8 protein-coding genes and 1 pseudogene are annotated in these 9175 nt (G+C 71.6%); 6 read left to right on the top strand and 3 right to left on the bottom strand.

Annotated features, from left to right (window positions below; all coding sequences use genetic code 11):
• Nucleotides 1-394, top strand: a pseudogene (locus D8Y23_RS11795) (aquaporin); the annotation flags it as partial.
• Between the two features lie 11 nt (nt 395-405).
• A complete protein-coding gene (locus D8Y23_RS11790; RefSeq protein ID WP_128218321.1) occupies nt 406-1791 on the top strand; it encodes an FAD-dependent oxidoreductase in 1386 nt (461 codons plus the stop codon).
• Nucleotides 1792-1828: 37 nt separating this feature from the next.
• Here D8Y23_RS11790 and D8Y23_RS11785 read toward each other — a convergent pair whose 3' ends face one another.
• Entirely contained in the window at nt 1829-2791 is a 963-nt protein-coding gene (locus tag D8Y23_RS11785) for a serine hydrolase (protein WP_128218320.1), read from the bottom strand.
• 48 nt (nt 2792-2839) lie between these two features.
• Complete coding sequence (locus D8Y23_RS11780; protein ID WP_128218319.1) at nt 2840-4813, bottom strand: M13 family metallopeptidase; 1974 nt, start codon at nt 4811-4813, stop codon at nt 2840-2842.
• Between the two features lie 87 nt (nt 4814-4900).
• Between D8Y23_RS11780 and D8Y23_RS11775 the strand changes: the two genes are divergently transcribed.
• The 3 genes from D8Y23_RS11775 (at nt 4901) to D8Y23_RS11765 (ending at nt 7158) form a co-directional block, all read left to right on the top strand.
• A complete protein-coding gene (locus tag D8Y23_RS11775) occupies nt 4901-6229 on the top strand; it encodes an MATE family efflux transporter (RefSeq protein WP_128218318.1) in 1329 nt (442 codons plus the stop codon).
• Nucleotides 6230-6279: 50 nt separating this feature from the next.
• Entirely contained in the window at nt 6280-6822 is a 543-nt protein-coding gene (locus tag D8Y23_RS11770) for a hypothetical protein (protein ID WP_128218317.1), read from the top strand.
• Nucleotides 6823-6903: 81 nt separating this feature from the next.
• Entirely contained in the window at nt 6904-7158 is a 255-nt protein-coding gene (locus tag D8Y23_RS11765) for a hypothetical protein (RefSeq protein ID WP_128218316.1), read from the top strand.
• Nucleotides 7159-7168: 10 nt separating this feature from the next.
• Here the strand turns inward: D8Y23_RS11765 and D8Y23_RS11760 are convergent, their stop codons facing one another.
• Nucleotides 7169-7819, bottom strand: a complete 651-nt coding sequence (locus D8Y23_RS11760; RefSeq protein ID WP_128218315.1) for a TrmH family RNA methyltransferase — start codon at nt 7817-7819, stop codon at nt 7169-7171.
• 74 nt (nt 7820-7893) lie between these two features.
• Between D8Y23_RS11760 and D8Y23_RS11755 the strand changes: the two genes are divergently transcribed.
• Nucleotides 7894-9171, top strand: a complete 1278-nt coding sequence (locus tag D8Y23_RS11755) for an Nramp family divalent metal transporter (RefSeq protein WP_205797110.1) — start codon at nt 7894-7896, stop codon at nt 9169-9171.
• The last annotated feature ends 4 nt before the right edge of the window (nt 9172-9175 follow it).

Below are 9175 nucleotides of genomic sequence, written 5' to 3'. Positions count from 1 at the left end.
GATGTTCGATGTGGCGCCCGCGTTCTCGGACAACGATCGCGTGACCGGCGGCCGCCTGGTCGGCGAGGTCGTCGCGACGGCGGGTCTCGTCCTTCTGATCTTTGCCCTCGCCCGTACCGGCAAGAGCGCGGTGACCGCCGCCGCGGTCGGTGCCTACATCGGCGCCGCGTACTGGTTCACCAGCTCCACCTCGTTCGCCAACCCCGCCGTCACCATCGCCCGTATGTTCACCGACACCTTCGCGGGGATCGCCCCCGCATCGGTGGCCCCGTTCGTCCTCGCGCAACTCGCCGGCGCCGGCCTGGGGCTCGCGCTCCTGTTGTTCTTCTACCCGTCCGCCGCCCGCGCAGCGGGCGACGTCGTTGTGCCCGCGCACGCCGAAACCACACCCTGAAAGGCCTCCCCATGCACCTCGTAGCCATCGGCGGAAGCGACGCCGGAATCTCGACCGCCCTCCGTGCCCGCGAACTCGATCCCTCCGTCGACGTCACCGTCGTCGTGGCGGACGCGTACCCGAACTTCTCGATCTGCGGCATCCCGTACTACTTCTCCCGCGAGGTGCAGCCCTGGCAGTCCCTCGCCCACCGGACGCACGCCGATCTCGAAGCCACCGGCATGACCCTGCGCTTGGACACTTTCGCCACCGGCATCGATGTCGACGGACGCCGGCTCACGGTGCGGGATGCCGACGGCAGCGAGTCGACCATCGACTACGACGCCCTGATGGTCGGCACGGGAGCCTCCCCCTCCACCGCCGGCGTAGCCGGGCTCGACCGGCTCGGTCCCGACGACGGGGTGCACGTGCTGCACTCGATGGGCGATACCTTCGCGCTCGAGCGCTTCCTCGACGAGCGTCAGCCGGAGACGGCGATCATCGTCGGCGCCGGCTACGTCGGGCTCGAGATGGCCGAGGCCCTGACCGTCCGGGGCCTGCACGTCACCCAGCTCCAGCGCGGACCCGAAGTGCTCTCCACCCTCGACCCCGAGCTGGGTTCCCTCGTGCACGACGAACTCACACGGCACGGTGTCGAAGTCGTCACCGGAACCCGCGTCGACGCCGTCACCCGGGACGCCGGCCGCCTCACCGTGACCGGCACCCGCGGCGGCGACGGCTTCTCGCGCAGCGCCGACCTCGTGCTCGTCGTCGTGGGCGTGCGCCCCAACACCGACCTGCTCACCGCCGCCGGCGCGACGACGGGCGCGGGCGGAGCGGTCGTCGTCGACGAGCAGATGCGCACCGGGCTCCCCGACGTGTGGGCGGCCGGAGACGGCGTCGTGACCCACCATCGCCTGCTCGGTGTCACCTACCTCCCACTGGGGACGACAGCCCACAAGCAGGGGCGCGTCGCCGGGGAGAACGCGATCGGCGGCGACGCCCGCTTCGCCGGGAGCCTGGGCACCCAGGTCGTGAAGGTCTTCGACGTCGTGGCCGCCCGCACGGGCCTCCGCGACCACGAAGCCGTCGGGGCGGGATTCGCACCGCACAGCCACACCGCGATGGCGGACGACCACAAACGCTACTACCCCGGCGCCACGCCGATCAGCATCCGCGTCACGGGCGACACACGCGACGGCCGGCTGCTCGGCGCCCAGCTCGTCGGCGCGCGGGGCGCCGAGATCTCCAAGCGCATCGACACGTACGCCACCGCGCTGCACCACGGGATGAGCGTCGCCGAGATGAGCGACCTGGACCTGTCGTACACGCCCCCGCTCGGCTCTCCGTGGGACGCGGTGCAGGTGGCGACGCAGGCCTGGGAGCGGGCGGCGCAGCTGTCACTCAGCGCGAGCTGACGAGGCGCGGGGCCGCGCGCGGCAGCCCGGCCGCGCGTCAGAACACGTACTCCATCAGCTCGACGCCGAGAACGCGGAAGGCGTCGTGCGCGCGCAGACGGTGCGCGATCGAGAGGTCGTCGAAGTTCACGATCAGTGCGTAGGCGACGCCCGCGCGCGGGCCGCCGAGCACGCCTGCTTCGGCGCGCACCCCCTCCGAACGCCCCGTCTTGTCGACGAACAGCAGGCCGTGCTTGTCGTTCTCGTGCGCGAACGGATCCAGGCCGGTGGCGGATGCCACGAGCGACAGGTCGTGGTTCAGGCTCAACCATTCCGCGACCTGGGCGCTGACCCCCGGCGACACGATCGTGGAGTTCACCAACCCCGCGAAGACGGTCGCCATCTCACGTGCCGTCGACAGGGCGACGTGCGGCGCGTCGTCGGGCCCGCGGTCGTCGCGGAAGCGGTCGAGGATCGCCGTGCGACGAAGGCCGAGCTCGTCGACACGGCCGCGAACGGCGGGAAGCCCGACCCGCTGGAGGAGCGCATTGGCGGCGAGCGCGTCGCCCGTGGAGGCGGCGAGCACCGCCACGTCGGCGAGCGGCAGCGCCGGGGCCTTGAGGTGCTGCCACACTCCCCCGGCGGACGCGCCGTGCACGGCGGCGCGATCGACGATCTCGAGCGCATCGACGCGGCCAGCCTCGATCGCGGCGGCCACCTCGATCAGCAGAGGGACGACACCGAGGCCCGCGACCGGCAGCGTGACGAAGTCGTCGCCCGCGAGCACGGCGGAACCGCCGTCGAGGTCGTCGATGCGCACCGACACCTTGGCTCCGGATGCCGCGAGCTCGTCGAGCGCCCGGAGGGTCGCCGTGAAGGACCGGCGGCCTGCGGCCGCGCGCCGCGGCAGACGCCGGGGACCCTTGCGCGCCGACCCGCGGAGGGCCGGGGCGTCGCGTCGCGACGACTCCACGGGCCCTCCGGCGGGTTCGGGCACGGCAGGCTCGGGAACCGGTGGCATGCCCACGAGCGTGGCTCCTTCCGCGTCAGGAGAACAACAAACGCGACCTCACCAAATGGTGACGCGCTGGTCCGCGTCCAACCAGAGCGCGTCGGCCTCGGTCACCTCGAACGCGTCGTAGAAGGCGTCGATGTTGCGCACGATCTGATTGCAGCGGAACTCGTTCGGCGAGTGCGGATCGATCGTCAGCAGGCGGATGGTCTCGGCATCCCGGCCCTTCTGCTGCCAGATCTGCGCCCAGCTGAGCAGGAGCCTCTGGATGCCGCTGTACCCGTCGACCACGGGACCATCCGCGGGCTCGTCCTCACCGAGCGACAGCCGGTAGGCGCGGATCGCGATGCCGAGGCCCCCGAGGTCGCCGATGTTCTCACCGATGGTGAGCGCGCCGTTGACGTGGTGCTCCTCGCCGAGCCCCTCGGGAACGAGCGCCTCGTACTGGGCGATGAGCGCCTTCGTGCGCTCCTCGAACGCCGAGCGGTCGGCATCCGTCCACCAGTCACGGAGCGATCCGTCACCGTCGAAGCGACTGCCCTGGTCGTCGAACCCGTGTCCGATCTCGTGCCCGATGACGGCGCCGATCCCGCCGTAGTTCGCGGCGGCGTCCCGATCGGCGTCGAAGAACGGGTACTGCAGGATCGCCGCGGGGAAGACGATCTCGTTCATCAGCGGGTTGTAGTACGCGTTGACGGTCTGCGGCGTCATGTACCACTCGTCGCGGTCGATTGGCTGGCCGACCTTCTCGAGCTGGCGGTCGTGCTCCCACACGTGCGCACGACGGACGTTGCCGACGAGGTCGGCGGCGTCGATCTCGAGGGCCGAGTAGTCCTTCCACTTCACCGGGTACCCGATCTTGGGCGTGAACGCGTCGAGCTTGGCGAGCGCGCGCTCCCGGGTCTCGGGCGTCATCCACTCGAGCGCCGTGATCGACTCGCGGTACGCCTCGATGAGGTTCTGCACCAGGACGTCCATGGCATCCTTCGCCGCCGGCGGGAAGTGACGCTCGACGTACACCTTGCCGATGGCTTCGCCCAGGGCGGCCTCCGCCAGGCCCACGCCGCGCTTCCAGCGCTCGCGGTTCACGGGCACGCCCGTGAGCTGGGTGCCGTAGAACGCGAAGTTCTCGGCCACGAACTCCTCCGACAGGAACGCCGCCCCCGAGTGCACGATGGCGAACCGCAGCCACGCCTTCCAGTCCTCGAGGCGCTCGTCGACCAGCAGCGCGCCGAGCGCCTCGACGAAGCTCGGCTGGTACACCACGACTTCGGCGAACGCGTCGTCGTGGCCGGGAGCGACGCCCTCGCGCCACGGCACGAGGTCGAGCCCGGCGAGACCGACCATCTCGTCCCACGTGCGCAGGTTGTAGGTCTTCACCGCGTCGCGGCTGTCCTCGCGCGACCAGTGGTGCGTTGCGATCTCGGTCTCGAGGGCGAACACCCGATCGGCGGATGCCGCGGGCTCGGCGACCCCGGCCAGGCCGAGCATGCGCTCGATGTGCGCGCGGTAGACGGTGCGCGTCTCGGCGAAGTTGTCGAGGCGGTAGTAGCTCTCGTCGGGCAGCGAGAGGCCGCCCTGGTAGATCACGGGAACGTAGCGGGTCGGGTTGCCCGGGTCGGGCTCGACGAACAGGGTCAGCAGTCCACTGACGCCGTCGCGCTCGAGCTGGCCGACGAGGCGAAGGAAGCCGGGCACATCGGTCACGGCGTCCACGCGCGCGAGCTGGTCGCTCAGCGGCGCGGCTTTCGCGTCCTCGATGCGCGCGGTGTCCATGAAGCTCGCGAACAGATCGCCGATCTTGCGGGCCTCGCTGCCCGGTTCGGCCTGCTGCGACTCCTCCACGATGGTGCGGACGTCCTTCTCTGCCTGCTCGGCGATGAGATGGAAGCTGCCCCAGCGGGCTTTGTCGTCGGGGATCTCGGTGCGCTCCAGCCAGCGGCCGTTCACGTGGCGGAAGAGGTCGTCCTGCGGGCGGATCTCGTCGCTCAGTTCGTCGAGCGCGAGACCGGAGCGGGGGGTCTCGGTCATGCAGACAGGATAAGTGCCCCCGCTCCACGCCGGCTCCGGATGCCGCGGCCTCCCGGCCGTGTCGGGGGTCCGTTCTAGGCTCGGACGGTGACCACCTCCCCACCGGCGACGTTGAATCGCGCGATCGTGCGCCTGGCCGTGCCGGCCCTGGGCGCTCTGATCGCCGAACCGCTGTTCCTCATCGTCGACGGCGCGATGGTCGGTCACCTCGGCGTGGCGCCGTTGGCGGGCCTCGGGATCGCCGGGGCGATCCTCCACACCGTCGTCGGGCTCATGGTCTTCCTCGCCTACGCCACCACGCCGGCGGTCGCCCGGCGCTTCGGCGCGGGAGAGCTGGGGCGGGCCGTGTCGGTCGGGATCGACGGCATGTGGTTCGCCCTGACGATCGGCGCGGTGCTCGCGCTCGCCGGCGTGCTGGCCACGCCCGCACTGGTCGGCGTGTTCGGCGCGGCGCCCGACGTCGCGGAGAACGCCCGCGTCTACCTCTCGATCTCGATGTGGGGCCTCCCGGCCATGCTCGTGGTCTTCGCCGCCACGGGCCTGCTGCGCGGCATGCAGGACACCGTGACCCCGCTGTGGATCGCCGGGCTCGGCTTCGGTGCCAATGCAGGCCTCAACGCCCTGTTCATCTACGGCTTCGGCTGGGGCATCGCCGGGTCGGCGGTCGGCACCGTCGTGGCGCAATGGGGCATGGTGGGCGCCTACGTGGTCATCGCCACCCGTCTCGCCCGACGGCACGACGCGTCGCTGCGCCCCGAGACCGGCGGGCTCCGCGGCACCGCCCGCTCCGGCGGCTGGCTGTTCGTGCGCACGCTGAGCCTGCGCGCGGCGTTCCTCGCGACGGTCGCCGTCGCCACGGGCCTGGGGTCGGCCGAGCTCGCCGGCTGGCAGATCGCCTTCACGATCTTCTCCACCGCGGCGTTCGCGCTCGACGCCCTCGCGATCGCGGCGCAGGCGCTCGTGGGCAAGTCCCTCGGTGCCGGCGACGTCGCCGGTGCACGACACGTCCTGTCGCGCACGGTGGCGTGGGGCCTGTGGTTCGGTGTCGCGGTCGGAGCGCTCGTGGCTGCGGCATCCGGAGTCCTCGGGCTCGTGTTCACCGGAGATCCCGAGATCGCCGCGCTGATTCAGCCGGCTCTGCTCGTGCTGGCCGTGGCGCAGCCGCTGGCGTCGTTCGTGTTCGTGCTCGACGGGGTGCTGATCGGCGCCGGCGACGCCCGCTATCTCGCCATCGCGGGGGTTCTGAACCTCGTGCCGTACATCCCCGCGCTCGTTCTCGTGGGGCTGTTCGCCGGCGGCGGCCCGGCCGGGCTGGCCTGGCTCGCCGCCTCGTTCTTCGGCGTCTACATGCTGGCCCGCGCCGCGACCCTGGGGCTGCGCGTCCGCGGTCGGGCGTGGATGAGCGCGGGCGGCTGACGCGCACCCATGCCCACGCGACTCCCAGGAGTCGCGCGTACCGTGCGGGCATGAGGTCGAACCCCCCGGCCCTCGCGGCCCTCCCCGCCCTGCTCGTCCCGACGCTGCTCGCTCTCGCGGGGTGCACCTCGACCGACGCGGCAGCCCCGTCGGCGTCGTCCGCGACTCCCCCGGCATCCACCCCGTCCCCCTCGTCGTCCGCGCCCGCGACGGACGCGGCACTGCCCGACGACGCGACCGAGCTGGAGCAGTGGGCGGCGAACGCGCTGCCCGAGAACGGTCTAGGCGGAAGCACGGCGATCGCACGCGGCACCGGCAGCGTCGGCCCCGCGGGGGCCAGCGTCGACCTCGACCCCGTGGGCGGCTCGTGGGACGTCGTCATCGCGTGCGAGAACGCCAGCGGCGCGCCCCTCACCGTCGAGATCGGCGGTGCCGACGGAACCACCGCCGATGTCGCCTGCGGCACGGCCGGGGGCTCGGCGGCTCAGCCCACGACGATCCGGTGGGATGCCACGACCGCGGCGACCCTCCGCGTGGACGCGACCACGGAGGCGGTCATCGTGTACGAGGTGCACCCGCGCGCCGGCACCTGAGCTTCGTCGTAACGTCACGCGCCCGACACTCGGCATCCGTATCCTGGTCGCATGCGGGGGCATACCGGGGCAACGCTGATCGTGACCGCCGCGCTGATCCTGGCCATGGCCATCTTCTGCGCGGGCGGCTTCTACTTCGTCGAGTACCAGGAATGGGATGCCGCGACGGCGTCCTACGTCTACCGGGAGAGACCGTTCTCGGGAGCGGTCCTCGGCGTCTCCGTCCTCACGAGCGCCGTCGTGCTCTACACCGGAGCGCTCATGCTCCTGCGGGCCGGGCGCGTCCACGGCCGACCCGTCGTCGACGAGTGCCCGCGGAGCGTCGACGCCCGCTGACCCCGGCGCGTCACGCCCAGCGGCGGCACCATTCGTACATGACGACCGCCGCCGCCGAGGCTGCGTTGATCGACCGCGTCGAACCGTACTGCGTGATCTCGACGACACTCGTGGCCGCGGCGAGCGCCTCGGGCGAGAGCCCCGGCCCCTCCTGACCGAACAGCAGCACGCACGCCGCGGGAAGCTCCGCCCGATCGACGGGCACCGACCCCTCGACGTTGTCGATCGCGAGGACGGGAAGATCCTCTCCCTGCGCCCATTCCACGAACGCGGCGACGTCCTCGTGGTGGCGGACGTGCTGGTACCGGTCGGTCACCATCGCGCCGCGGCGGTTCCAGCGACGCTTGCCGATGATGTGCACCTCCGCAGCGAGGAACGCGTTGGCGCTGCGGACGATCGATCCGATGTTGAGGTCGTGCTGCCAGTTCTCGATGGCGACGTGGAACGGATGCCGCCGCTCATCGAGGTCGGCCACGATGGCATCCATCGTCCAGTAGCGGTACGCGTCGACGACGTTGCGCCGGTCGCCCTCGGCCAGCAGCGCGCGGTCGTAGCGCGGGTCTTCCGGCCAGGCCTCGGGTCCGCCGGGCCAGGGCCCCACCCCGTGCAGGAGTTCCGGCGCTGCACCCGCGGGATCGGGCGTCGCGTCGTCGAAGGTCACGGTCCCAGGCTATCCGCCTCGCGGCGGGGCGGTCCCCCGTTTTCGGTCGCCCGAAAAGTCGATAAGATTTCGGCATGCCGAAAACCATGGATGCCACGACTCCGCGCCGCACCCGGGGCCGTGCGGCGTGGCTCCTGGGCCCGGCGATGGTCGCGGGGGTCGCGTACCTCGATCCGGGCAACGTCGCCAGCAACATGACGGCGGGGGCGATGTTCGGCTACCTGCTGGTCTGGGTCGTCGTGCTCGGCAACGTCATGGCGTGGCTCATCCAGTACCTGTCGGCGAAGCTCGGCATCGTGACGGGCGAGAGTCTGCCGCAGGTGCTGGGCCGTCGCCTCCACCGCCCGTGGGCACGACGGGCCTACTGGCTGCAGGCGGAGCTGGTGGCGATGGCCACCGACGTGGCCGAGGTGATCGGCGGCGCGGTCGCGCTCAACCTGCTGTTCGGCATCCCGCTGCTGTGGGGCGGGGCGATCACGGGCGTCGTCTCGATCGTTCTGTTGATGGTGCAATCGCGTCGAGGCGCGCGCGCCTTCGAAACCGTCGTGATCGGCCTTCTCGTCATCATCGCGGTCGGCTTCTCCGCGGGGCTCTTCTTCGCTCCGCCGGATCCGGCCGGTGTCGTGGGCGGACTCGTTCCCCGTTTCGAGGGCGCGACCTCGGTGCTGCTGGCCGCATCGATCCTGGGCGCCACGATCATGCCGCACGCGATCTACGCCCACTCGGCCCTAAGCCGTGATCGCTTCGCTCCGTCCGAGCCCACCGCGGCCGCGGGGCTCGAGGCCGCGCGTGGTGTGTCGACCGCCCGACTGCTCCGAGCGACCCGGTGGGACGTCACGATCGCCCTCGCCGTCGCCGGCACCGTGAACCTCGCGATCCTGCTGCTCGCCGCCGCGAACCTCACCGGGGTGGATGGCACCGACAGCCTCGAGGGCGCCTACGCGGCCCTGCGCGACGGACTCGGGGCGACCATCGCGACCCTCTTCGCCGTGGGACTGCTGGCGAGCGGCCTCGCCTCGACCTCGGTGGGCGCGTACGCGGGCGCCGAGATCATGCACGGGCTCCTACGCGTCCGGGTGCCGCTACTCACCCGTCGCCTCGTCACATTGATCCCGGCGCTCGTGATCCTCGCGGTCGGCATCGACCCGACCCTCGCGCTCGTGCTCAGCCAGGTCGTGCTGTCCTTCGGCATCCCGTTCGCCCTGATCCCCCTCGTCGCCCTCACGGCCCGGCGCGACGTGCTCGGCGCGCACCGCAACCGTGCGCTCACGACGGCAGCGGGAGTGCTCGCCGCGGCCTTCCTCGTCGCGCTGAACACCCTGCTCCTGTGGTTGGTGTTCACCGGCGGTTAGGCTG

It is taken from the genome of Microbacterium enclense (assembly GCF_004022425.1).
Lineage (GTDB): Bacteria > Actinomycetota > Actinomycetes > Actinomycetales > Microbacteriaceae > Microbacterium > Microbacterium enclense_A.
The sequence above is the reverse complement of the archived record's forward strand: the minus strand, read 5'-3'. Positions and strand labels throughout refer to the sequence as shown.

What these genes read in the sequence shown, in the direction of transcription:
- D8Y23_RS11790 (WP_128218321.1), top strand. Translation starts at nt 406, where the DNA reads ATGCACCTCGTAGCCATCGGCGGAAGCGACGCCGGAATCTCGACCGCC.
- D8Y23_RS11780 (WP_128218319.1), bottom strand. Translation starts at nt 4,813, where the DNA reads ATGACCGAGACCCCCCGCTCCGGTCTCGCGCTCGACGAACTGAGCGAC.
- D8Y23_RS11770 (WP_128218317.1), top strand. Translation starts at nt 6,280, where the DNA reads ATGAGGTCGAACCCCCCGGCCCTCGCGGCCCTCCCCGCCCTGCTCGTC.
- D8Y23_RS11755 (WP_205797110.1), top strand. Translation starts at nt 7,894, where the DNA reads ATGCCGAAAACCATGGATGCCACGACTCCGCGCCGCACCCGGGGCCGT.
- D8Y23_RS11785 (WP_128218320.1), bottom strand. Translation starts at nt 2,791, where the DNA reads ATGCCACCGGTTCCCGAGCCTGCCGTGCCCGAACCCGCCGGAGGGCCC.